Origin of the sequence: Natronoflexus pectinivorans (genome assembly GCF_004345615.1) — a bacterium.
Lineage (GTDB): Bacteria > Bacteroidota > Bacteroidia > Bacteroidales > Marinilabiliaceae > Natronoflexus > Natronoflexus pectinivorans.
Window position 1 is genome coordinate 299,634 of record NZ_SLWK01000005.1, and the last position, 25,906, is coordinate 325,539.

22 protein-coding genes, 1 tRNA gene and 1 pseudogene are annotated in these 25,906 nt (G+C 37.7%); 17 read left to right on the plus strand and 7 right to left on the minus strand.

Annotated elements, in window-relative coordinates; translation table 11 throughout:
* Window positions 1-492 precede the first annotated feature (492 nt).
* The 9 genes and pseudogenes from EV194_RS09180 (at window position 493) to EV194_RS09220 (ending at window position 9,846) form a co-directional block, all read left to right on the plus strand.
* The gene (locus EV194_RS09180) at window positions 493-1,476 is read left to right on the plus strand and encodes an adenosine kinase (RefSeq protein WP_132433739.1); all 984 of its coding nucleotides are present in this window, start codon (window positions 493-495) and stop codon (window positions 1,474-1,476) included.
* Window position 1,477: 1 nt separating this feature from the next.
* The gene (locus EV194_RS09185; protein ID WP_207915979.1) at window positions 1,478-2,362 is read left to right on the plus strand and encodes a carbon-nitrogen hydrolase; all 885 of its coding nucleotides are present in this window, start codon (window positions 1,478-1,480) and stop codon (window positions 2,360-2,362) included.
* Window positions 2,363-2,368: 6 nt separating this feature from the next.
* Window positions 2,369-3,244, plus strand: a complete 876-nt coding sequence (locus tag EV194_RS09190; RefSeq protein ID WP_132433740.1) for a radical SAM protein — start codon at window positions 2,369-2,371, stop codon at window positions 3,242-3,244.
* A gap of 383 nt (window positions 3,245-3,627) precedes the next feature.
* Window positions 3,628-5,247 carry a transporter substrate-binding domain-containing protein gene (locus EV194_RS09195; RefSeq protein WP_132433741.1) on the plus strand — a complete coding sequence of 540 codons (1,620 nt, stop codon included), beginning with the start codon at window positions 3,628-3,630 and terminating at the stop codon, window positions 5,245-5,247.
* A 51-nt stretch (window positions 5,248-5,298) separates the two neighbouring features.
* Window positions 5,299-5,775, plus strand: a complete 477-nt coding sequence (locus tag EV194_RS09200; RefSeq protein WP_165921843.1) for a GNAT family N-acetyltransferase — start codon at window positions 5,299-5,301, stop codon at window positions 5,773-5,775.
* 178 nt (window positions 5,776-5,953) lie between these two features.
* Entirely contained in the window at window positions 5,954-6,571 is a 618-nt protein-coding gene (locus EV194_RS09205) for a class I SAM-dependent methyltransferase (RefSeq protein ID WP_132433743.1), read from the plus strand.
* A gap of 424 nt (window positions 6,572-6,995) precedes the next feature.
* Entirely contained in the window at window positions 6,996-7,361 is a 366-nt protein-coding gene (locus EV194_RS09210; protein ID WP_132433744.1) for a hypothetical protein, read from the plus strand.
* Window positions 7,362-7,959: 598 nt separating this feature from the next.
* Window positions 7,960-8,437 (plus strand): annotated as a pseudogene (locus EV194_RS09215) (IS1634 family transposase); the annotation flags it as partial.
* Window positions 8,438-8,703: 266 nt separating this feature from the next.
* Window positions 8,704-9,846, plus strand: coding sequence for an aminotransferase class I/II-fold pyridoxal phosphate-dependent enzyme (locus EV194_RS09220; protein WP_132433745.1), 1,143 nt, complete (start codon window positions 8,704-8,706; stop codon window positions 9,844-9,846).
* 104 nt (window positions 9,847-9,950) lie between these two features.
* Here the strand turns inward: EV194_RS09220 and EV194_RS09225 are convergent, their stop codons facing one another.
* Both EV194_RS09225 and EV194_RS09230 read right to left on the minus strand, forming a co-directional pair.
* Complete coding sequence (locus EV194_RS09225; protein ID WP_132433746.1) at window positions 9,951-11,066, minus strand: methyl-accepting chemotaxis protein; 1,116 nt, start codon at window positions 11,064-11,066, stop codon at window positions 9,951-9,953.
* Between the two features lie 29 nt (window positions 11,067-11,095).
* Window positions 11,096-11,500, minus strand: coding sequence for a hypothetical protein (locus EV194_RS09230; protein WP_132433747.1), 405 nt, complete (start codon window positions 11,498-11,500; stop codon window positions 11,096-11,098).
* A gap of 320 nt (window positions 11,501-11,820) precedes the next feature.
* Between EV194_RS09230 and EV194_RS09235 the strand changes: the two genes are divergently transcribed.
* The 6 genes from EV194_RS09235 (at window position 11,821) to EV194_RS09260 (ending at window position 16,099) form a co-directional block, all read left to right on the plus strand.
* A tRNA-Arg gene (locus tag EV194_RS09235) sits at window positions 11,821-11,892 on the plus strand.
* Window positions 11,893-12,348: 456 nt separating this feature from the next.
* Entirely contained in the window at window positions 12,349-12,807 is a 459-nt protein-coding gene (locus tag EV194_RS09240; RefSeq protein WP_132433748.1) for a hypothetical protein, read from the plus strand.
* A 366-nt stretch (window positions 12,808-13,173) separates the two neighbouring features.
* Window positions 13,174-14,052, plus strand: a complete 879-nt coding sequence (locus EV194_RS09245; protein WP_132433749.1) for a GIY-YIG nuclease family protein — start codon at window positions 13,174-13,176, stop codon at window positions 14,050-14,052.
* 347 nt (window positions 14,053-14,399) lie between these two features.
* Window positions 14,400-15,056, plus strand: coding sequence for a GNAT family N-acetyltransferase (locus EV194_RS09250; protein ID WP_132433750.1), 657 nt, complete (start codon window positions 14,400-14,402; stop codon window positions 15,054-15,056).
* A 13-nt stretch (window positions 15,057-15,069) separates the two neighbouring features.
* Window positions 15,070-15,549: a TspO/MBR family protein gene (locus EV194_RS09255; protein ID WP_132433751.1), complete on the plus strand. Its 480-nt coding sequence runs from the start codon at window positions 15,070-15,072 to the stop codon at window positions 15,547-15,549.
* A gap of 61 nt (window positions 15,550-15,610) precedes the next feature.
* Window positions 15,611-16,099 carry a hypothetical protein gene (locus tag EV194_RS09260; RefSeq protein WP_132433752.1) on the plus strand — a complete coding sequence of 163 codons (489 nt, stop codon included), beginning with the start codon at window positions 15,611-15,613 and terminating at the stop codon, window positions 16,097-16,099.
* Between the two features lie 92 nt (window positions 16,100-16,191).
* On the opposite strand, the gene EV194_RS09265 is transcribed toward EV194_RS09260, so the two are convergent.
* The 4 genes from EV194_RS09265 to EV194_RS09280 form a co-directional block, all read right to left on the minus strand.
* Window positions 16,192-17,622, minus strand: a complete 1,431-nt coding sequence (locus EV194_RS09265; RefSeq protein ID WP_132433753.1) for an MFS transporter — start codon at window positions 17,620-17,622, stop codon at window positions 16,192-16,194.
* A 100-nt stretch (window positions 17,623-17,722) separates the two neighbouring features.
* Window positions 17,723-19,000, minus strand: coding sequence for a glycosyl hydrolase family 17 protein (locus EV194_RS09270; protein ID WP_132433754.1), 1,278 nt, complete (start codon window positions 18,998-19,000; stop codon window positions 17,723-17,725).
* Between the two features lie 45 nt (window positions 19,001-19,045).
* On the minus strand, window positions 19,046-22,465 hold the full coding sequence (locus tag EV194_RS09275; protein WP_132433755.1) for a hypothetical protein: 3,420 nt from the start codon (window positions 22,463-22,465) through the stop codon (window positions 19,046-19,048).
* 502 nt (window positions 22,466-22,967) lie between these two features.
* Window positions 22,968-23,711, minus strand: a complete 744-nt coding sequence (locus tag EV194_RS09280; protein ID WP_132433756.1) for a class I SAM-dependent methyltransferase — start codon at window positions 23,709-23,711, stop codon at window positions 22,968-22,970.
* Window positions 23,712-23,786: 75 nt separating this feature from the next.
* Here EV194_RS09280 and EV194_RS09285 point away from each other — a divergent pair, with 75 nt between their 5' ends.
* Window positions 23,787-24,554 carry a LuxR C-terminal-related transcriptional regulator gene (locus EV194_RS09285; protein ID WP_132433757.1) on the plus strand — a complete coding sequence of 256 codons (768 nt, stop codon included), beginning with the start codon at window positions 23,787-23,789 and terminating at the stop codon, window positions 24,552-24,554.
* A 358-nt stretch (window positions 24,555-24,912) separates the two neighbouring features.
* A complete protein-coding gene (locus EV194_RS09290) occupies window positions 24,913-25,392 on the plus strand; it encodes a TspO/MBR family protein (protein WP_132433758.1) in 480 nt (159 codons plus the stop codon).
* Window positions 25,393-25,666: 274 nt separating this feature from the next.
* Here EV194_RS09290 and EV194_RS17215 read toward each other — a convergent pair whose 3' ends face one another.
* A complete protein-coding gene (locus tag EV194_RS17215; RefSeq protein ID WP_394346319.1) occupies window positions 25,667-25,843 on the minus strand; it encodes a rhodanese-like domain-containing protein in 177 nt (58 codons plus the stop codon).
* Window positions 25,844-25,906: the final 63 nt, after the last annotated feature.

Sequence of the window (25,906 nt, forward strand, 5' to 3'; positions counted from 1 at the left end):
TTATACTTGCTTGGTTTATCTTTATAAACCGGATTCCTACGGATTAATCCCGAGCACTCGGGACCGCTCTAACCAACTGAGCTACTGAGGAATATTCATTTCATTAAATTTTTATACTTACATGGTTTATCTTTATAAACCGGATTCCAAAGTTCTAATTAATCTAAGGAATTCTTTACACCTTTAACGCAGTTGCTGAAAAGCCCTCCGTTTTTCAAATGCTTTGCAAAAGTATGTGCTTTACTTTAATTCTCCAAAAGATTTTGGAAAAAAATTCCATCTTTGTAGAAATATTTTAGCCGGTTCATCTTGTATTCAGAGCAAAGTTCTGAGATATTGTTGGTTAAGATTTTGTAGGGTTTGAGAACAGTTCATATCTTTATCATGTAACAAAAGAGTTTCTCGTTAAAAAAGAGTATTTGAAATATAAAATAATAACAATCAGATTAGTTGCAGTTACTGGTTTGTTATGATATCTACTTAAAAGAAATTATGGGTAAAGTATTAGGAATGGGCAATGCATTGGTAGACATACTGATGCAGCTAGAGAGTGACGCTGTGTTAAATGAACTTTCGTTGCCAAAAGGCAGCATGCAGTTAGTAGATGGAGAGACAGCCAACAAAGTGCTTCAGATACTTGGGAATGGCAAAAGCAGTAAAGCTTCGGGAGGTTCGGCAGCCAACACCATTCACGGACTGGCAAATTTGGGAATTGAAACTGGGTTTCTCGGCAAAATCGGAAGGGATAGCTGGGGCGATTTCTTCAGAAAAGATATGGAATTTAAAAATATATCGCCTTTATTGTTGGAGAGCGACAGTGACTCTGGACGTGCCATTGCTCTGATTTCGCCTGATTCGGAACGTACTTTTGCCACCTACCTCGGGGCAGCAGTGGAGTTGAGTGCAGCCGATATCCCAACGGATATTTTTCAGGGATATGCATATTTCCACGTGGAAGGCTATCTGGTACAAAACCGTGATCTGATTCGCAAGGCATTGGTTAAAGCACGAAAAAACGGGCTGAAAGTTTCGCTTGATTTGGCCAGTTTTAACGTTGTGGAAGATAACCTTGCCTTTTTAAGAGAGGTTGTTTCCGATCATGTGGACATATTGTTTGCCAACGAAGAAGAGGCTCGTTCTTTTACAGGAGGATTAAACAACCATGAAGCACTCGACTATATGGGCAAGATGGCCGAAATCACCATCTTGAAGAAAGGATCTGAAGGATCCCTTATTAAACATTTTGATACGGTGGTTAAAGTGGGTGTGGTACAGGCCAAACCGATTGATACAACCGGAGCCGGCGATTTGTATGCTGCTGGATTCTTATATGGGCTTATAAAATCGCTTCCGCTGGAAAAATGCGGGCAACTTGGCGCTCTTTTATCGGCCAGTGTGATTGAAGTCATAGGTCCCAAAATGGACGAAGAGCGATGGGCAGTCATTAAATCAGAAATTGAACGTATAATCGGATAAAATGCAGGTAATAAAGACAGGATTGATTCAGCAATCCAATGGAGAAAACATACAGGCCAACATAAAAAAGTTGGAAGAAAACATCAGGCAATTGGCAGCAAAAGGGGTGCAGTTAATTGTGCTTCAGGAGTTACACAACAGTCTCTATTTCTGTCAGACCGAGAATACCGATGTGTTTGACCTGGCAGAATCAATTCCCGGACCATCCACCGAGCGGTTTGGAAAACTAGCCGCAGAATTGGGAGTGGTCATTGTTACATCTTTGTTTGAAAAACGTGCGCCGGGTCTCTATCATAATACTGCGGTGGTACTGGAAAAGGATGGAAGCATCGCTGGAAAATATCGAAAAATGCACATTCCGGACGACCCGGCATACTACGAAAAATTCTATTTCACTCCAGGCGATTTGGGGTTTGAACCCATCTCTACTTCTGTGGGGAAACTGGGCGTGTTGGTTTGCTGGGATCAATGGTATCCCGAGGCGGCTCGGTTAATGGCCATGCGTGGTGCGAACCTACTTATTTATCCAACTGCTATAGGATGGGAAAGTACCGATGAAGAAGCAGAAAAAATGCGCCAACGCGAGGCCTGGATTATTTCTCAGCGAGGACATGCCGTTGCCAACGGCTTACCTGTAATTTCAGTGAACCGCGTCGGTTTTGAGGCCGATCCATCGGGTGTGACCAATGGCATTCAGTTTTGGGGAAGCAGTTTTGTAGCCGGCCCACAGGGAGAAATTTTGGTACAGGGAAGTAGCAACAATGAAGAGAACCTCATTGTGGATGTTGATTTGGCTCGCTCGGAGGCAGTTCGCCGGATTTGGCCATTTTTCCGTGATCGACGCATAGATGCTTTCGGAAATATAGTGAAAAGATATATTGATTAAGAAAAAATGATCTTTCCCGGTTTTTTCTCTCAACCGCTTAAATATAATGAACCGCTCTTTCGTCCCCCCGGCGAAGCTCGTTCTGCCATTTTGCAGGCCACCATTGGGTGTTCATGGAATCGGTGTTCCTTTTGCGAAATGTATACTTCAAAAAAGTTTCAGGTAAAACCACCGGATGTGCTCAAGAAGGAGATCAACATACTTGCCAATCACTACAGGGGTATTGCAAAAAAAGTGTTTTTGGGTGATGGCAACGCTTTTGTGTTGTCATACGAAAAACTGCTGCCCATACTGCAAGAGATTAACACTGCATTTGGAAGATTGCAAAGAGTATCTGCTTACGCTTCGCCTAAAGATATTCTGGATAAAACGCCTACTCAACTGGAAACGCTTCGCAGCCATGGGTTAAAACTTCTATACGTGGGTGCCGAAACAGGCGATGATGAGCTTTTATCGCTCATCAACAAAGGAGAAACATTTGCCTCCACCAGCGAAGCTTTGCTAAAAGCGCATTCGGCTGGCATCGACACCTCTGTCATGATTCTCAATGGACTTGGCGGAAGAAATTACAGCCATCAGCATGCCAAAAAATCGGCAGAATTAATCAATCTCACCAATCCAAAATTCTTATCCACCTTAACACTCTCTTTTCCGATGGGTGAACCCCATTATCACAATCGGTTCGGAGGCGATTTCGAGTTGCAAACAGTACCTGAAATCATCAGGGAGTTGAGGTGGATGATTGAAGACATTGATGCTGAGCGCGTCATTTACAGAAGCAACCATGTTTCCAACAATCTGGTTCTTTCCGGCACTTTATCAAGAGATAAATCAGATTTACTGGCGCAAATTGATTTGGCATTGAACGATACAAATTTATAAGATTAAACAAACGGTTTTGATAGATTATTGTGTTTGCGGAATTGATTGCCAAAAAAACAGAAGCAATTCTCCACATTGCTCATAAATCCGCATAAAAACATTTATCCATAAATCCAAATTATCTCTCTATCCCAAATACTTTCGGGATAGTAATTTTCAATTCTGCTTCAACAGGAAAATGATTGATCCTCAAAATTATTTTGATAAAAGCTCGCTTTCGTTGAATAAATGGGATTGTTGGTCAAAATGACTTCTGATTTTGAATGATTTTGGGTATATTTAAACGTTAAGTTTAAATATAAGAAATTGTTATATCATGTCATTATAATAAATTCGAAATCATAACAAAACAATGCGTTTATACAAGTACCCAACATGTTAATATGATCAACAATGTAAAGTATTTACCATTAATTATAATTACCTTTTTATTATGTACTGTCTTTAATGGCAATGCATTGGGAGAGGAATATAATAACCGAAGAAAAGTTATAGTTGGAGGTGATTTCGACTATAAGCCTTTTTCATATCTTGATGAAAAAGGCGAAGCAAGAGGGTTCGACATTGATATTGTTAAGGCCATTGCAGAGAAGAACAATTTCGATATTGAATTTAAGTTGACCAATTGGGATGAGGCCTTGAAATCATTAGAAATGGGTGAAGTAGATATGCTTGTTTCTATACTTTTCACTGAAAATCGTAATAAAATATACGACTTTACCATTCCTCTCACTGAAGAGTTTTATGCAATATTTGCTCGTAAAAATTCTGACATTGACGAGATCAGTGATCTGGCAGATAAAAGCATTATATCTTTAAAGGGTGATGCATCGATAGAAAAATTCTTGAAGCCAATGGGCTTTAATGAAAATACGACGTTTATAAACTCCTTGCCATTGGCAATTTCTCTTCTGTCTCAAGGAGAGCAAGATGCAGTGATAGTACCTTACTCAATCGGAGTTGAAACGATGATTTCAGAAAAGATAAGAAATGTAGAAGCTGTTGGACCACCCATAATCCCAAGTTTGTACAGGTTTGCAGTTAAAAAGGGGAATTCTGAACTACTTTCCATTCTTAATGATGGTATATACTACGTTAAAACCACGGGCATAAGTGATGAATTGCGGAAAAATTGGAATTTTCATAAACGTGGTGAAGCTCCTGTCAGTAAAATTATGCGTTACATCGCATATTTTTCAATTCCGTTTATTCTGGGTTTTGTCATTCTTATATTCTGGTCATGGAGCCTAAAGCGAGCTGTAAATATTAAAACCCAATTGCTCAAGGATAAAAATTCTCAACTTGAGAACTTAAATGCGGACAAAGATCTGTTTATAACCATTCTGGCACATGACTTAAGAAGTCCCTTTAATGGCTTGCTGGGGTTTCTGGAAGTGCTGAAGACTAATGTTCATGAATATGATATTGAAACAACTAGGAACAACATCAATTTAATATATGAAATTGCGCAAAACACCTTTAAGATTCTGGAAGATACTTTGATGTGGATACGTGCAAATTCCGGCAAAACATCTTTTGAACCTCAAAAATTAAACTTCGGGGCAATATGTACCAATGTTATTGAAAACATGAAAGAGATTGCCAACGCAAAAAACATAACCATAAATCACGACTTGGCAGATGACTTATTGATATTTGCCGATAAAAACATGTTAATTTCAATTTTAAGAAATCTCGTTTCAAATTCGATAAAATTTACGAACAGAAACGGAAGGATTGATATTCGAGCAGAAGCAGATCATACAAATGCAACAGTAACTGTTTCCGACAACGGAATTGGAATGGAGCCTGAGATAATCAATATACTCTTTGGTATTTCGCAAATATTATCAACCGAAGGAACGGAAAACGAAAAAGGAAGTGGTTTTGGTCTGTTAATTTGCAAAGAGTTTGTAGAAAGACACGGGGGCAAAATCTGGGTAGAAAGCAAAGCTGGAATAGGAAGCGACTTTAAATTTACGATTCCCCTGAATCAGGGATGACTGCGAAATACTCTTCTTAAAACGTAAATGCAGAAGTAAAACAGCATGCTGATGAATGACATTACCATAAGAGAAGCATTAGAACGCGATGTTGGACAGATAACGCAACTTTTTTTTGATACGATTCAATACATCAACGCCAAGGATTATGCCAAAGAAGATATTGACGATTGGTCGTCATGGAAATGGGATACGGACAAATGGTTAGAAAAAATTCAAGAACAATACTTCATTTTGGCTGAGATAAACAATCAAATTGTAGGTTTCAGTTCATTGGCAGAAGATGGCTATTTGGATTTTATGTATGTACACAAAGATTATCAAGGTCAAGGGGTTGCAAGTGCTCTTTTGCATGAGATTGAGAAAAAATCAATTGAACAAAGTAATGACTTCATATATTCCGACGTAAGCATAACGGCAAAACGTTTCTTTGAATGCAAAGGCTTTATTATTGAAAAACAGCAATTAAAGAAATCAAAGAAGAGGGAATTGATTAACTTCAGGATGAAGAAAGTAAAAATGATGTAATTGAGCGGAACATGTAGGTCATGTCGGGTGAAGTAGCTGTTTTGTGTGATTCTGAACGATTCACGAGAAATATCACCTTACGGTTCTAGTTTATTGAATAAAATGGATTGTTGGACAAATTGCTTATATCGATTTAAGGTTTTTGGGATATATTTAACTGTTTAATTGAGTTTAAACTATGAATGTCAACACCAACACTTGGAACAAGATTAGATATACCCTTTATACGCCTGTATATGATTTAATAGCCGGGTATATAAAGAATTCAAGAAAGAAATCGGTTGACTCTTTAGATATTAAAGCAGGTGATAAAGTACTGATTATAGGAGCTGGGACGGGGTTAGATTTGGAGTTCCTGCCCAAGGACTGTGAGATTATCGCAACGGATATTACGCCTTCCATGGTTGAAAGAATCAAAAAACGCAATCAAAGATTAAATCGTCAAGTTCAGGCAATCATCATGGATGGACAAGTTCTTGATTTTGCTGACAATTCGTTTGATAAGATAATTCTACATTTGGTTCTTGCTGTAATTCCTGGCCCTATTGCATGCATTACTGAATCAGAGCGAGTTTTAAAACACGGTGGACAAATTGCTGTTTTTGATAAGTTTGTTCGTAAGGGTAAAAAAGTGTCTGCTTTTCGCAGATTCGTAAACGTATTTACAAACTTTCTTTTTTCTGATATTACACGTGATTTTGAAACAATTGCAAATAATTCAGGACTAACAATACTTTCAGATGAGGATGCAAATTTCAATGGCCACTTTAGACTGATTAAAATGAAAAAGGAATAATAAAACCGGCTTACAATATCTTATCAGTTGTTTGTCCAACCAAATTTTTCAAGAAATAGAGGACTCCTATCATAGGGGTTGCTGAAAAACTTTTACAGAATTGATAATGTGCAATCTATCCTTGTTTTCAATCATTAAAGTGCAAGCCTTTTTAATATAGCAGGCGTTAAAATATGCGTTGTTTGAAGCGTAGCGAGTTCGCAGATTTTAGACTACCAGATTGTTATTTAGGCAATTTTTCAGCAGCGGCGGCATTTTTTGCTTACTTTTTTTTGCTGTTGCGGAGCGATGCGGATCACGCAATACCTTAAAAGGAAAACACAATATGAGTAAAAAAAGTAAGAGCCCGTCCGGCTTGAGGACAAAAGAAATATTAATTTGGTCTGTTGACTTTTTCAGCAAACCCTAAATAAGTATCATAACTATGAAAACAAAGTTTTATTCTGTAATAAAAAACAATAAGACCATCGTATTAGTATATATGCTAATTTTACTTGGTATCGTAAATCACTTTGCAGAACTATTCCCCTATAATCTTGTGATTTTTGGTGCTGCACTGTTTTTGAATTGTATAGATATAATATTCAGTATCTTTTTTAGTAAGGAGCCAAATGCAACGATGAAATCAAGATTTCTTTCTGTACAAAATAAGACTCTGGTATTAGTACAAGTACTATTTATACTTGGCATCGTAAATCATTTTGCAGAACTATTGCCGTATAATAGTGTGATTTTTGGTGCTGCAATCATTTTGGGTAGCTTGCATTTTTTAGCCATAGCCTTTTTTTAGTGAGAAGTCAAATTAGAATGATACATCCATGCTGAATTTACCCTAAAATTGCAGATTACTAATGATATAAATGTTCAGAAATATGAAACGATTCCCGAGGCCTCGGGAATCAATAAAACACAAATTATTAGAGTATATGAAAAACAAACATGAAATTATGGGTTTAAGGAGCGACCGTATTAGTAGTTTTGTTTTGGGTTGGCTATTATAACACATTAGCTCTTTTGTTGCTTCTATTTGCTATATTTTTTAATAATAATCTCTTGGTTCCTTCAATAATTTTTATGGGAACAATATTTGGAACAAACATCGCATACTTTTCTAAAAGAGGTTCAGTTAAAAATTTCAAAAAGAGCTTCTATATTATCCCAACTGTATTGTTGCTTGTTACTATAGGGCGCATTTATTTAGAACTTCATCCTGTTTGGATTTTTACACCTTTGGTTATGTTGATTATTAGTGTTGTTTATGTGATTCTTGTTGTGACAAATAAAATTAAATAAAGGAGTCTTCCGAAATTTTTCGACGCAACGTTTTTTTAAAAACTTTTAAGTGATTATGGTTATATTGTTTCTTAACCAATTGTGCAATATTATCTGTCAAAACAGGTAAAATGATTAAGTCTTCAATTAACAATCGGGGTTACAATAAATATCTAAAACTAGAAGGAGAGATCAATATTACAATTGACCATAAAAAATTTGCTGAAGATGCAGCATGGGATGGATTGAAGGGATATCTGACCAATACAACACTATCAAAACATGATATTATCAGTAATTACGGCCAACTTTGGAAAATTGAAAAGGCATTTCGAGTTTCAAAACACGACTTGAAGATCCGACCAATTTATCATCGATTACAGAAGAGAATAGAAGCTCACATTACCATCAATTTTGTAGTCTATAAAGTTTATAAAGAGCTTGAGCGACAGTTAAAACTCAAAAAAACAAAAATTAGTTGCGAACATGCCATTGAAATAGCTAAATCAATATATGCGATTGAATTACACATACAAGGAGACTTTGCTACTAAGTGAAGAGCAAAATCAACTCGCAAAATTATTCGGGTTTTAATTTGGGTGTCCCAGTGCGGAACTCAGGAGTTTCATCATCAGGAAATAGGCAAGATCAGGTCTCTTGATGTACTAAAAGAGCTTTTTTCTAGCTTGGTTTAACCATAATTTGAAGAATGTATCCAAATATTTGACCAATGAATGCTATTTGGCTGTTTACAGCTAAATATTCAGGATTTATGGAGGTTTCAAGCGGTATTTAATTCATATGTATTCACTATATTTGATAGTAGAGTAAAGTCGTTTTATGATAAATATTAAACCAGCATGATACAACCAAAATTCTTATCATTGGATCCTGAGTATGTCTCTCAAGTTAGTGAAACGGCCTTGACTTCAGGGGCAATTGATCTGGCTGCCGGCAATTCTATGGAAAACATGCCGGTTGAACTAGCAACGTATTTTAAGAATCTTCCTGAACAGGATATTCTTCGTCCTTTTGCTCCGGCAAATGGCTTGATGTCGCTTAGGGATGCCATTGCCCGAAAAACAGCTCTGTTATACGGGCATGGTTATTGCGCAGGAGATGAGATTTCTATTACGACCGGAGCCAACCAAGCTCTTTTCGCCTCCATGAGTGCTTTTCTGGAAGAGGGTGATGAAGTGATTTTATTCGAACCAGCTAACGAGAACTATCTTCCCATTATTTTGCTATGTGGAGCCCGCCCTGTTTATATCTCGCTTAAAGAACCTGATTTCCATGTGGATTGGGAGGCAGTAACACGCATGGTAACAGCAAAAACAAAAATGATCATCATCAATTCGCCACACAATCCAACAGGCATGGTGTTTAATGAGCTGGATATGTTAAGATTACAAAAAGTGATAAATGGTACCCGGATTATTGTTTTAAGCGATGAAAGGTATGAACATATTGTTTTTGACGGAACTTCCCATCAAAGTGTGGCGCTGTATCCGCAATTAGTAGAACGAAGCATTTTGGTTAGTTCGCTGAGTGAGACCTGTCGAGCTTCCTGGCCGGTTGGTTATTGCGCTGCACCAGCTAAAATGATGAAGAAAGTACGTCAAATTCTTCAGGTACTTCACAGTGGACATTTTGCCCCGTTTCAAATGGCTTTGGCTGAGATTATTGAAAATCCGGATGTGTACAAACAAGTAGGAAACTATTATCAGGCTAAGCGTGACTATTTTAACGGGAAGATTATCAACAACACCCGTTTGATTCCGATTCCCACTCAAGGAACCTACTTTCAGCTTTTTAGTTATGAAATGATATCGGAAGATAGAGACCGTGAATTTATTGAAAAGATGTTGCATCATACCGGAGTGGCAGCAGTTCCATATAGTCTGTTTTTTCATGAGAAACAGAAAAATCCATGGATCAGGTTTAATTTTGCAAGACCTGTTGATATTTTGGATAGCGCTATTAGCCGACTTTCCAGATTGTGAGTTTTAATTAGCTTAATGATCTCTTCGAAGTGCAAATCCGATAAAAATATTTTGCTCATGTACACGGAAACGTTTTAGCAATTCTAAATTTCCTAATCCTTCTCCTAAAGTTTGTATAGATTAATTGTTTTTCCCAATGCAGAGAAAGACTTATCTAACAAAGAGGAGTAATTATTAAGATCTTCAACAGCAGCAGCATTTTCCTGTGTGAAAATATTTAATTGGTTAACAGCAGTGTTAATTTGGTCAGTTCCTGTTTTTTGTTCTTCTGTTGCAGCAGCAATCTCCTGCACGTATGAAGCTGTTTTTTGTATCTCAGGCACAATCATTCCTAATAACTTTACAGATCTTTCAAAAGTTTTTAAACTTTGATTTGTCATTATGTTGATTTCAATTGCCGTTGATTTGCTGTTATCAGCAAGTTTCTTCACCTCTGATGCCACAACTGCAAAGCCTCGGCCATGTTCGCCTGCACGTGCCGCTTCAACGGCAGCGTTCAATGCCAGAAGGTTCGTTTTCATTGCAAATTCATTGATTACGGATACCTTTTCAATGACTTGACGAACAGAGCCTATTGCCCCGTCCACGGCCTTATTAATTACTGATATATTATCTACCGATTTTTTAGTGATGGTTTCAGTTTGCTTCGAATTTTCAGCATTTTGTTCAATGTTGGATAATATTTCCTCAATGGATGATGATACCTCCTCCAGAGTCCCAGCCTGGTCTGTAACTCTTTCAAATATATCATTTGATCTCTGGACAACTTCTTCATTTAGTTTTTTTGTGTTCTCCAGCTCTCTTTTTAACTTTTTAATGACATTACTCTGATTGCTTACCAGCAGATTTAATGATTTATATACATCTGTAAGCTCATCGTGATTCTTTCCCTGTCGGGGTTCATGTTTTATGGTTAGATTACCTTTGGCAACCAGTTTAATTTGTTCAGAAAGTCCGGTCAATAAATCTGACAACTGCTTGTTAAATAGTTGAACTCCTTTATGTAACAAAAAAGCCATAATAGGAACAACCCAAATCAAATGCCATAGGCTCAATCTTCCAGCTAAATAAAAAATTACAGATATAGCTCCCGTATATGCCAACAAAACCAAAGCTGTTTTATGAAGAAAAGTTCCTTTATATAAATATTTTATCCCATAAAACAGCCCTGGTATGACTATGCCTAAAAAAATGCTGAAAAAGACTAATAAAGAGATCATAATTGTGGTGTGGGTTTAGCGATAGGTTTTTAATTAAAAAGCCACTCCTCAGCGCTGCTTACATTGTCGAAGAATTTAAAATTCAGGCTTTTGGAAGTTTCTTCTTCCATCATTGATTCGGAAGCAAGCTCAACAAAACCATCTTTACTGATTATTACAGCTATTTTCTCAACAGACGAGTTAAGAACTACAGGAGCAGAATTCTCATCAATCCAGACCTGTTCTTCCGGTGTATATGGACGATTCATGTCTTGCTCGTTGTTAAGAAGAAATCGAGGTTGGTGCTTTTTCACTGCTTCCAGAAAAACATCCACAAATGCGGAGCGAATATCCTCCCATGTTGCATTTTCGGTAGATTCAAGCCAGGTTGAATAGAGGCACTCCTTTTCTTTTGAGTATTCAACTCTAATAAATGCTGTAGCGTAAGTTGACATGTTTTTGAGTTTAGTAAATAGTTCAAAACAAAAATAGCATTTTTATGATAAATTAATAACCAATTGGCATATATTTTTTAAACATATATCTGAATAGTATACAAAACTTGCGTTTTTTTAAACAAAAAATGCTGGTAATCGAGAGTCGCACATTGTTTTTGGTGTTATGATGCAAAGAAAATGATTACACGGTTTAATAGAACCAACTAAGTTTTTTTGTTGAATCTTCTAATTTGTATGATTTTTAGTTAATTGGCAATAAGTGCAGTATTTTGTGTTTAAGAGTAAGATAATTTTTCTATTTTTGCATTCAAATTAATGGCTCCATAGTTCAAGGGATAGAACGGAAGTTTCCTAAACTTCAGATACAGGTTCGAGTCCTGTTGGGGCTACAAGACACACCCTTTAAGGCAAATGCCTTAAAGGGTTTTATTTAACACCTTGGAGGTATAGATCTTTTGGTGGTCGACTCCTATTTTTCTGATTGTTTTAAAATCTTCGGAACATAACCCATTTGATGGTATGTGCAGACAAATGACAAATTGCTAATTAGATGACAGAAATTTTTCAAATTGCTCAAATGGTTTTATATTGCATATACAATTCTTAAAAGCTTATATTCAGGATTTGTTGAAAAAGTTAACAGCCATAATATTTTATGTTTTGTCCTCTCCCGAGAATCGGGATTACTTTTTTACTAATTACGAGTTAAACTCAATAGGCATTGGGTGATCCACAGCACTTCGCAACAGCAAAAAGGAAAGTAAAAAGTAGAACGTCCCTGAAATCATATAATACTGAACACCTGCAATCTATGATTGCATTAATTCAGAAACAAAAAAAGAGACTTGAAATTACCCATCACAAATAGAAAATGGACAATAATTAGAGTCATAGGTATTAATTTCCTAATAATCACTTTCTCTTTTATTCTTCAAGATGTTAACAGCCTGCTTGTCTTCTATCCGGCAATTATCGTTATGGCAGCCCTCTATATTTATAAAAATAATATTCAAAATGGGTATTTAAAGAATGACACCATTATTTTAAAATACAATTGGAAGGAGATTACCATACCGGTTAAAGAAGTCATATCAGTAAATTCAGCAATCGCAGGTTATAATGATTTCAAGAATCCATGGACTACTTTTTTTGTATTGGAGCTTAAGAATAAGTATCATTTTGGCCGGAAACTAGAGTTAGAATATAGACACCAAAATTTTCATATAGAAGAGCCAAGAGAAATATCAATTATAAAAGCGATTATAGAAAATCAGGGAAATATCGATGCTGATGCTGCATTATAGCATTTTCAAATATCCTAAGGTTAGTTAACCACAGGGATTTCCTAAAGACGGAGTCAACAATACATACGACCATTATCCTCAATTTTCATTGAGGCGCCTACGACTAAACAGAAAAGTAACGGATTCTCCAGGGAAATTTTAAATTGTACTTTGCGATTCTAAAAAACTCCGGAAAAAGATCATCTTTCGGTTCGATTATATTGAATTTAAAAGCTTGTTGGTCAAAATATCTTTCTGTATTTATGGTTTTTGTATATATTTATTCGTTGCTGATAACATAAATAATTGGGATATATCGGTGATGTGTTTATAAACTAGTTGGCACTAATTAGGTATGATAAAGGAACATCCTACAAGATAAATAATATGGGTAAAAAACTGACTGTTTACATGATTGACGGAACAGCTTATGGTCCGAGACTTAGTGAAATAGGAAATTGGGTTGGAAAAGCTATTTATAGCCCAAGAGCCTCTGTTAATAAAATTATTCACAGACCAGAATTCGAAAACCCAGGTATATACTGTTTGAAAGGTGACCCAACTGACGAAGCATTTGACGAGAAAATTTATATTGGCGAAGCTGAAAACATTAGATCAAGACTAAAACAACATCTTAGCGATCCCAATAAAGACTTTAAAGAACTGATATTCTTCGTAAGTAAAGATGAGCTTTTAACAAAGACACAGATTAAATATTTAGAATCAAGACTTATACAGCTTGCAATTGAAGCAAAAACAGCTCAAATTGACAACGGTAATTCACCTAATTTGCCGACTCTCCATGAAGCAGATATTTCTGATATGGAATACTTCCTTGAACAGATCAAACTCATCCTTCCTGTTATGGGATTTAATTTTCTTATTTCTTCAACAGTCACTCAAAAGGACTTTGCAGAAGCTGACACGAAAATTGAAGTGCGTGAAACTTATTTTATTAAAACAAGATCTTTTGATGCAACTATGACAGAAACTGATCAAGGATATATAGTTTCAAAAGGAAGCGAAGCAAAAAAATCATTATCAAATTCATGTACAGATACATACCGAAATATGAGAAGGAAGCTTTTAGAAACTAAGATAATGATTGAAAGTGGAGACAAACTAATTTTTGCAGAAGATGCAATTTTTAGCAGTCCGAGTGCTGCTTCAAATATGATTCTAGGGAGAAACTCTAATGGATTCACAGAATGGATTCATAAAGACGGATTCTCCTTTAAGGAAATACAGGAAAAAATCAATAACTAATGTCACCCACAAAACTTAATTAATTACGGACTCGGTAAGGATAATCAGGTTATTCATTTTGCATCAGCCTCAGTGCTTTACAATAGGAAAGAGTTACACAATGCATTTCTAATCATATTTGCGAAACATTGCTGTTCAATCTCTGCAAAAAAAGCAGAATTAGACTCTAAGCTACATGTATGCTTTGAGGAAAGTGCAAAATTTAATTATAAACTAGTCATAATTCGTTATTAAACATACTAATTATTAGAACTTAACACTATATTTAGAACAATCTGAAAAGCATTCAGTAACCTTTTAACGTAAAACGTTCATAGAATCACTTATGCAGAATTAATACAAGTTGAATGATGTCATCAATCGTACCAGAAACATTAGATGCCATGGCCGGATACTTAGCAAACAGTTTCCTGGAAGATCCAATGAACAAGGCACAAATGGAAGGGATATCCAAAAAAGAAAAACTGATGCGGGCTAATGCCAGGATTGCGATTAAACATGCATCAAATATTGATGCATTGTATCTGCTGGATAATGATCCACGTGCCATTATGGTGGCCTACGACACCATTAACAACAGTAAAATTCGGGACGCATGGACAAATATCAAAACCATCGTAGCTACTTTTACCTCTGTAAACCTCAAAGAACTGGTGAAGCTGATCAAAAACATGAAAGTGTTGGTTAAAGTTCTGGATTTTAAATGGCCGCAGGAATTTGTTAAAGGTCGTCACTACAGAATGAAAATCATAAGTATTGATGAGAGTCTTAGAGGAACCGGTGCTTTCCGTAGGCTTATAACACCAGCCATTGAATATTCTGACCGTGAGCAGATCCCCATGGTGCTTGAAACACACAATCCTTCAAACGTAGGACTCTATGAGCATTTTGGGTTCAAGCTGGTTAAAACCATATCATCACCTAAAACCCCAATTCAGCAGTATTGCATGATAAGGAAACCCATGACCACTCCAGAAAACACCATAAAACCCAAGCTAAAATAAACACCCCTCCATTATGAAAAAATTCCTCCTTTTAAAACTTCTGGTATCCATCGCTCTGCCATTGGGTGTGGGAGCCATCGCAGGCATGTTCACGGCACAGGCGGTGCCCGAGTGGTATGCATCATTAAACAGGCCATGGTTTAGTCCTCCCAACTGGATATTTGGTCCGGTATGGACCACGCTCTATCTTCTCATGGGAATTTCCTTTTTCCTGGTTTGGAAGCAGGATGCCTCCAGGGAGCGGAATTTGGCAATTATCGTCTTCTTGATTCAGCTGTTGCTCAATTTCGCATGGAGCTTTCTGTTCTTCTACTTTAAAATGCCGGGATTGGCCTTAATTGAAATTATTCTATTGTGGGTCAGCATCATATTAATGTTTTTTGCCTTCTACAAGGTTAAACCGATGGCAGCATACCTCAACATCCCATATTTTTTATGGGTAAGTTTTGCGATTGCACTTAATGCCGGGTTTTATTTTCTTAACAGAGGCTGAAAAAGTAAAAAAAGATAGCATTTTGCTCTTAAATTAATAACTCTAACTTAAAACTATAATTATGAAAAGATCAATCATTATTATTTCACTATTCATCGTCAGTTTCAGTTCGACTTTTGGGCAGTTTTCTGTAACTGATTCCATCACGGTAAAAAGGATTTTTGGAGGATATCAGTTCATCCAGGGTGAAAAGAGACTAACCATGCATCAACTTGTCAATGCCATGGAAACAAATGAACTCGCGTATCAGCAAATCAAATCTGCTCAATCGTCACACAATTTGGCAACCATTGTGGGTGCAGTTGGCGGTTTTATGGTAGGATGGCCCATTGGTGCAGCCTTAGGAGGGGGAGAGCCAAACTGGGCAATGGCCGGAATCGGTGCCGGTTTAATTGTTGTTTCGATACCAATTACTCAAAGTACTAACAGAAAAACCATAGAGGCCATCGAAACCTATAACAGTGGTTTACAAACCAGCTCTTTTTGGGATAAGAAGGAGTTAAAACTCGCCATTTCGGAAGGAGGAGTGGGATTTATCTTAAGATTTTAATAACGATACGAGTATGGTCATAAACAAAACGTGCTTATTCCGTCCAACGGAATAAGCACGTTGTCTATATGTTCAGAATATTTTATCGATTATTACAATTCACCTCTTCGTTTCACAAGTGCATCTTTAATTTCTCCCGCTTTTTCTTCAGTTAGATCATACTTCCACATGACCAAAATTGCTAAACCTGCAGTTATTGCCGGGATGAGAATGTCTGCAAGCCGCAGATTTGTTAACGTTTCAGGAGCTTGTATTTCGGCACCTGCATCAAAACCAACCAGTTTCAACACAAGACCACCCAAAACCAGAGCCAGAGCCTGTCCAAGTTTCACCATCCACCAATAGATGGCACCAAAGGTGCCTTCTTTTCGGGGCATCCCGTTTTTGTATTCATCAAGATCGCAAACATCGGCTGTCATACTCATCATCAGCGTAAATAATCCTCCAATACCAAAAACCATAAATGGGATGGGCATAAAAATCAACCAGGGGTTATCCGGATTAAATCCCCACCATTTTAAAGCATATCCGATTATTGAGATGAAGGTGGCTACAATAAAGGCATTTCGCTTTCCCCATCGATTCGACATCCATGTAATGATGGGGATGATTAAAAATGCGGTACACAGAGCACTCACGGTGGAGAACCATGCCGGCCACGATCCTGCATCTCCGTAATTTCCCTGAAACATATAGAAAACGATGATGAAGTAACTGAATGAAGCCACCAATTGGAACCCGTTAAATACCAGGAATGTGGCACCACATAACCTTAAAAAGGAGAGGTTTTTAAAGATAAGCACCATGCTTCTTATCAGACCCTTGAAGTTTTTAACGATGTTTTTAAAGGTAATGTCGTCACGGTTCGTGATGCTCTCCTGCTTTATTTCCTTACAGAAAATAGCGGGGATTATACCTAGTACAATACATATCCCGCCCACTATGATTGAAAGGTTGCGAACCCCTACAGCCTGCGTTTCAAACAAGTTGGGATTAGCAATCAGCACCCAAAACCAGGGAACAATCATCCAGGCTACCTGACCAATGGTTTGAGCAAATGCCATCAGGCGGGTACGTTCGTTGTAGTCCGATGTCATTTCGTAACCCAGACCGATGTAAGGTGTGGCAAAAATGGTGTTGGCGATGATGAAAATGAGGGATAAAATCAGAAAATACCAAAAGTTGTACATCTCTGTATTATCCGGATTGAGTTGCCAAAGCAGAGCAAACAGCACCCCACTGAGAATGGCTCCTACGAAGATATAGGGTCTTCTGCGGCCAAATCGTGATTTGGTGTTGTCGGTGATGTATCCCATGATGGGATCGGTAATGGCATCCAGAAGTCGGGGCAAGCCACCTAACAACCCGGCCAAAAAAGGATCAATTCCAAAGGCCGTAAGAAGAAAGAATGAGAAAACACCAAGTGCTCCGGGAAGGAGATTCACTACCAGGTTTCCGGTTCCAAAGGCAACCTTTTGCCCAAGGGGTAATTTGTCTCTCGAGAATGTTTGTGCTGATGACATATCAAATATTTTTAATTAAACACTATTTTGAAAGGATTCAATTTCTTGGAAAATCAATTTAAATGATTTCTATTCCTTAGATTCTCAGGTAGTTGAAAATTCAATTACCTGAAATTCGTTCACGAATTTCCTGATCGGTTGGCGGAACTAAAACATCTTTCATCATCGCCTCCTTATCTCCGTTGTATGTTTTGGTGATGGGCAATCCATCCCTTGTGAGGCCATCAAATATGCCTTCATCAACCAAATCCCAAATAGCGTATTTGGCTTGCGCTTGCAGGTTAATCAGCCCAAAATGATTCTCCGAACCCAGCGGATTATTGGCATCTTTCCACATTTCGTCAAATGCTTCAAAATAGAAGCAGGTGATCCCCTCCCTGTTTGTCCATTCCCTGATGTGCCAATAATAGAGAGCCGATTTATATTCATCAATGGCCCGGGCTCCACCGGCCCCGTAAAATTCGTTAGATACAGTGGCCCATCCGGTTTCACCGATATGAACCGGTTTATCAATCCCCAAACTTTGCATGTAGCTTACCACGCTTTTATATTTATCAATGGCCTCATTTTTGGCTCGCAACATGGCGGCGTCGATTTTTTCTATATCCGACAAATGAAGTTCATCATCCCGAACTCCCCAGAAATGTGGCTGATAATGGGTGTAATGCATCGGATAGGTATGCATGGAGATAAAATCCACGGCTTTCATCAATTTGGTCAAATCTTCCACATGGTATTCGCTTCCGCCGCCTCCCCATGATGAAAAATCGTCTGAACTGGTAATCCAGAGTGTTTCCGGCAGTTCGCCTTTCTGCTTTAAGTCCTGCAAATAATTCACCCAATTGATGATAATGGCAGGCTCCACATAGTAATCCCAGGCCCAATGAACCATGGCCTCGTTACCCACCGCAATAATCAACACGATGTCCGGATATTGTTGTGTTAATTCAACCGCACGTGCTATTTCAACGGCATTTCGTTCGCTCTCTTCATTACGAATGCGATCTGGAAGATCAGTCCATGCATTTTTGCAGTCGATCCATGCACCCAGCATCACGTACATTTCAAATTCGGGATCTTCATCTTTCATTTGCCTGATTGCTTCGAGCAAATTTGCTGCTTCATCGTAGTGCACGTTATAGGTTCTGAGAAGTTTGATTCCCATAGCAGAGAGAATCTTCATATCCTCTTTGAGTTGCGGAATGGTTGGTTGAATCTCTCTGGATATTTCTCTGTAACCTCCATAAGAAATGGCCTGGTAATCGGGATTCCCCAGTATGTCCGCAGCTGTTTTTCCCGTGGACTTCTCAGCCGGTGAACAAGATATAATCATTGCTACAGCTTTAAGTGCCAATAATAGTTTAAAAAGTATTCTCATCTTGAATATATTTTTTGATTCATGGATATTGGATGTGGTTCTCTATTAAAAAGAAACTTCCAGACGTTCAATTTTGCCTGTTCTCTTAAAAATGAGACTACTGATTGAGCGGCTTAAGATGTTGCCTTTAACCTCCTCCTTTGCTCCGTTGGAATAATGAATCACGATGTTGCTATTTCCGGATTGAGAATACACCACCGGAACTGAGCAGTATGTAAAGGCCAGTTCTCTCTCTTTCAGTTGAATTTGCCTTTCCTCACCGGTAACGGTGAGGTATGTAAAGGTGCTTTCTTCAGATAAAAACTCATCTTTGACCAGCAAAACTGGATTGAATTGCAACTGTCCATCATCGACTAAAACCCCTATTTCTGAGAATCTAACCAAAACATCCTCCTTCACTTGACCTGTCATTCCCGGCTGCTGAGCACCCCGGTGTTTGGGAGTATGTGAATATGGATCGGTGGGGAATGCACCATACAGTTCAGGAGATTTATGTACACCAATACCTGCACCAATTTCGTAATAGTGATCCATCAGTCTTCCGATTACTTTCTCATCAGCCATTTCTTTAATGGCTTGCAAACAGCTCTCCTGCACAGCCAGATGTAATTTGGAAACCATATGCCAATAAATGGATCCAAGTCCTTCATAACCATAGAAAGTTCCTGAACGTCCTGTGAAAGCTTTATGGTTAAAAACCTTTTCAAACATCTCAAGAATCAGCTGTCCCTCCTTAACTGCAAGGTCTTTAAGGCCATCGTCATTCAACGATTCAAGAGCTGCTTTTACATCATCGGCATTTTTAAAGTTTCCATTGAAGTGTATCTCTCCCATCACATCCTGTTCAACAATCGCTTTATTGCCTTTTTTTACCAGTTCTTTAATCAATTCAGATGAGGCCGCATCAGTGGCTGGGATGGTGTTTTTCTGCAAAAATCCGGGTAAGTTCTTGTTCGGATATAGAATATAGCTATACTGATCTTTGCGGAACAAAGCGCTGCTTTTTAATGAGTCCAGCAATTCAACCGCCTCTGCCGGGTTTAAATACCCTGCACTCAAAACAGCGACCTGTCCTTCGAGCATTTCACTTAAATATGAACATGAAACTCCTGATTCAGTTGCTGTCATCAAATTGTATGCATGATATAGTTTATCCTCTCTTTGATTGGCGCGGATGGAATGCTGCAAATAATCAAGGGTAACTTTGGTAAAGCGTTTCAGATTTTGAAGAGATACTGAAACTTTCTTGCCTGAGAAACCTTTTTGATAAATGGTTTCTCTGTAAGTTGAAGCCGCGGTTCCCAAACTGTCCAATATCTCTTTTCTCCCCTGATCATTGATTTTTCCGGAAAGCAAATGGCTGTATTTGTCAAGTGTTTCACAGATGGTTTTGAAGGATTCTGCCAACTCTGCAGAGATTTCAACCTCATTAAATTTTGATCCCTCCAATGTTTTCAGGAAAAATTTCAAAAATCGGTGTAAGTAATAAAGTGTAACCATGGAAACACCATTACCCACCAGCGCGTTGTTGGCATCGTTCCACTCAGGCCTTTGCGTATTGAGCCATATTCCGGTTTCCGGAATGAAATTGGAGACTTTAGCCAATACGGTTGCTAAAATCTTTTCGATGAAATTTACATGGTAAACATCTCTGTTTTTGGTTGTGAGAAGAGCACCATCTGCACCAATTTTATTTCTCTGCTCGCGAATCGCCTGATCCCATTTATGGTCAAACTCAATGGTATCTTTAGGGTTCTTCATTATTTGGGAATGAGGCTTTATGACGTATGGAACAGCGGCGTACACAAACCACTCCCTGTCAAACAGGGAGTGAATTTTCCCCGGGTGGTATTTTTCAATAAATTCGAAGAATTTTTGAAGATAAATGATCTGATGATCACCCCAATAACCGATGTATGACCATGGATTGTCCGGCTCAATGGTTTCCCAGTCAAACCCGCCTTTGGTCACTCTGTATGGATTATATCCATCAAAAGTAGAAGCGTTCAGGAATTTGAAAATCATTCCCTCAATAAACTCCGGATAAGAATGCGCCAACGCTTCCCAGTTTTGGAAAATATCTCTCCAGTTACCTTCATAATCCAGTATCTCTGAACCATCTGTTTCGTCCTGTATGTTGATGGTGAAATAGTTCCACGGGCGGCTTGGGTCTCCGTGTCTGCGACTGAATTTTAACGGTAAATACTCAATTGAAAGTCTTATTAAATCAACATCGTTGATAGTTTCCAGTGATTCTTTCAACTCAGTATGAGTAAACGTTTTTGCAAGATTTTGAATAAAATCCTGATTTTCTGCAACTGATTTTTTGTTTGCTTTGCTGAGATAGTTTACAAAATCCGATTTTTTAATCTCATAGTTGTTGTCAAATATTCCTCCCCGCATGATGTTAAACATCACATTCGAAAAATGACGGGTATCCTTAAGTTTATCGCCTGTGTTTTGAAGTCCGTCGGCACTTGCAACCAATTTAATGAGGTTTTGAGTTCCTGATTCAACATCGACAAGAATCTGTTGCATCAAATCTGTATCAGATTTGATGGTCTCTTTTAGTTTTACTACCTGAGAATGGTTTTGGTTCACTTCAGCAACAATCACCCATTCCTTAGATGAGTTCGCTGAAAGCAAAAACTCTGAAGAGATAAAATAGGCACCTCTTTCTCCCTTAATGTCACTCTCTCCGCTTATTTTTCCGAAATTTCTGAATTTGTCGAGTTGTGCAGATGAGAGAAGGTGTATAACCTCTTCAAGTCCAATTGACCAGACGATATTCGCCTTCAGAGCCTCGCTGGGTTCGGCCCTGTCCACGATGATGGCACTAAGTGCAAAAATTCCTATACCCGATTCTCTCTCCAGTTCGCTTCTTTTGTAGGCGTCCACAAGATTGCTGGTGGAGCGCTGCAAGTCGCTTGGAACTCCGTATGGCATAACATTCTGTATGCCATCCAGAACGTTAATCCGGCATGGTTTTGAAGAGTTGTTGATGATTTCTGATCTCCTTACGAATCCAAATCGTTTGGATGAACTCCATTGATATCTGAAAGTTAAACCAATATCATGATTTATCTCTTCAAAAATAATTTTGTTTCCGTAAATGCTTTTATATAGATTTCTGCTGATGTTGTATTTATTGGTAAATCTTTCAGAAAAGGGTTCCCAAATCTGCTTATCCCCATCAATTTCAACCTGAAAGATGGTTTTACTCCCGGTCGTATCAGCCGATTCTGTTATTTTATCATCAGTATAGTATGGGAAAAGTGCGTATTCAGGGTTTTTTCTTCCGGCTGACAAACCTCCATTGCTGGAGATGTACATCCAATGGTTGGAATCGCTTACAATGCTCATGAAAAAGTGGCGCATGGCATTATGGTTACTAATTTTGAAATAGCGCTCACTGTTCTGATCCACTACCTCCATCTCAACTTTTTTGTTCTTCTCTGCTGTCATAATAGTATATTGTGGTTATATGTAACGTGCCATGATAAAACATTCTCACACAGGCCATGTACTGAGCCCAGTCGAAGTAAGTATGATTATCTGACGAGTTCTTTCAAAAGATCAAGCATGTTTGAAAAATCTGATTTAGAATTTCACTTTCTAAAAGTATCTGATTCTGTTAATAATTATTAAATAACAGACTGCATAAAAAACTCGTGAAGAGACAATAACCACCTCATAAAAACCTCATCAGTGGTTGTTTGGAATATGGGGAGACCACAGAAAGACCAAGGCTTCTAATGTGCAAAGGAGAGACTTTTCTAATCTCATTTTCCTGATTTGGAACCAGATCCCAAAGAATAAGGTTTTACAACATCTTTCTAAAACATCATATTAAGAGAATTATAAGAAGAGATGGCAAACTGAAACCAACTTACTCTGGATTCAGTTTGCCACCATTCAAAACATGCAGAATAATAGTTTCTAAATATTTCTGTTTAAACTAAAAATATCAGATCCTTTCAATTACCCAAAAAACATAACCATAATAGTTTTGATATTTATCATACATCTCCATCTCAATTTGAAAACCATTAACAATATCAAGCGCCTGATAATTATCTGCATATTTTCTGCGTAACTGGCTTATGTTTTTCAGTAAATGGTCATAATAGTTGATTGTCCATCCCTCGTTTTTAAGTTTCGAAGAGTAAATCAATTTGTAGCCCAAATTTTGAATTGTATCAGCGGCATGCTCCAAAGTCATCATTCCGGGATATTCTGACTTCCAAAAATCAAACACTTCATTTGGAGGATTTGTCTCAAACCAACAAAGTTCACTTACTACTAATATTCCGTGAGGTTTGAGAAATTCTCTCCATTTTTTCAATCCATTTTCAAGCCCCATAATATAAATTGCCCCTTCCGACCATATCAAGTCAAACTCTCCCTTTTTAAAAGGAAGAGCATTCATATCGGCATTTACGCATTGCAACTTATCCGCTATCCCCAGTTCTTTGGCACCATTATTCAGTTCATCAAGAAAAGGTTGATGGCTATCAACCGCAACAGTGTAAGCATCTGTCCTTTTTGCCAATTCAAGGGTAATTGAACCGGTGCCACAACCAACATCCAGAATCCTGTTAATTAACCTTCTTTTTGTTCGGACCAAATCTAGAATTTGCAGGCTGGTTGCTGTATCTCCCGGTCCTTGTCGAGGCAAATTGCTAAATAACTCATAAAATACGTGTTCCATTTCTTTTAATTAGTTTTAAATTGCAGATCCAAAGATCACATTGACAGACATCTCAAACAATAGTTATTTATAACCATGGAGGACAGGTTACAATATCCGGAAGAGTTTTACAACACCATCCGATCAATTCAATCAAGGATAAGCAAACCTGATTATTCAGAGATTAGACAATTTATTCCATTTGCAAAATCAATAGACCTTTTGGAAAACAGGCCAATATATTTACTTGATCTCTACAAATTGGAATTCCTGTACGTTTCTCCGCGATATTTTGATATACTGGGGTATAGCCACTATAACCCGTTAAACTTCGATTTCTTTTTCGATGCTTTACACCCTGAAGATGGAGAAGTAAATATTCAAGGGCCATTATCCTTTTTTGAATTTCTTTCAAAAATGGATGCTGAATCATATCAGGATTATAAATTAGTAACTGATTTCAGACTAAGGATCCCTACCAATGAATATGTGAGGATAGCTGAACAAATGATCGTGTTAAAAACCGATCAATTAGGAAATCCATGGTTAACATTAAGCATATCTGATTTATCAACAAATGAAGATATAAAATCTTCATCCGGAGCGGTAATAGTAAGCATATCCAGTGGAGAGATCGTCGAAACTATTGGTAATCCAGATTTATTCAAATTAAAACCTGCCTTAACCCCCAGAGAAAAAGAGATCTTAAAATTAATTGCTCAAGGATACATCAGCAAGCAAATTGCTGAACTATTAAATGTTAGCAGAAACACAATAAACAACCATCGCAAAAATATTCTTGACAAAACCGGATGCATGAATACATTTGAAGCCATTAAACTCTTAAACCGTAAGTTTTTCTGAATGATAGAGATCTGCAACTATCCAAAAAAGTCGGAAACAGGCGCATCGCAACCTGCAAAAAAATTTCCCGGAGTCAATCCCGTCAATGATTTAAAATCGTTGACCAGATGAGCCTGATCGTAATAGCCGTTTGAAGGTATTGAAAGGCAAGGAGAACTTCTTAGCGATAATATTTATACCGATTTGGAAATATATAGTAAATTAAAATCGGACAAATGATTTGAAACTAAACAGATAAAAACCCTTTGATATTTTTGTTATTAAAATCTATCTTACATATTGTTATTCACCATTCAGAATAACGACATAAATTCTGATGAAATCGTATGATGACATCAGAGTCTTAAAGTTAAACCTCATGAAAAAACACCTCCTTTTAAAGCTTTTGATTTCCATCGCCCTGCCATTGAGTGTGGGAGCCATAGCAGGCATGTTCACGGCGCAGGCTGTTCCCGAATGGTATGCCTCACTGAACCGTCCGTGGTTTAGTCCTCCCAACTGGATTTTTGGGCCGGTTTGGACCACCATCTACATTCTGATGGGAATCTCCTTTTTCATGGTTTGGAAGCAGGATGCCACCAGGGAGCGAAACTTGGCAATTCTCGTCTTTTTTATTCAGTTGCTGCTGAATCTTGCCTGGAGTTTTCTGTTTTTCTACTTTAAAATGCCGGGATTGGCTTTGATTGAAATAATTTTACTATGGTTGAGCATCATAGTGATGTTTTTTGCATTTTACAAAGTTAATCCATTGGCTGCATACATCAACATTCCATATTTTCTTTGGGTAAGCTTCGCAATCCCACTCAATGCAGGTTTTTATTTTCTTAACAGTGGCTGATATAATAAAAGAGGAATACGGTATCATTTTTAACTAATGAGAACCGAATTAAACCCTCGCAAAAATTATAATGATTAAAAGTTCTGCTATAGCAAATTCAATATCATTCGTCAGTTTCAGCCTGGCTAATGGTCAGTATGATCCAACTGATTCATTAACGGTTTTCAAAAAGATTAAGTATCATCGCACCAAACGTCAGAAATCAATGTATTTCAAATAAAAAAGAGCTGTCACTCCAGACAGCTCCTTTTGTATCTCTTATTGAATTTGGAATCTACAATTCCATGTCATGTTCTAATACCCAGGCTTGGGCCGAACCATCGTAAAATTTCACATTTCTATATCCAAGTAGCGAATGTATTACAAAATATCCAGTACTGGTATATCCGCCAACGCCACAATAAATGATAATTTCTTCATGCTGCACATTCTGTTTTATTCGGACACCCATTCCGGATTTATCCGGACACTTTTTAGGTCTGCATTTTTTTCAAAAATAGGAATTAATTTTTTA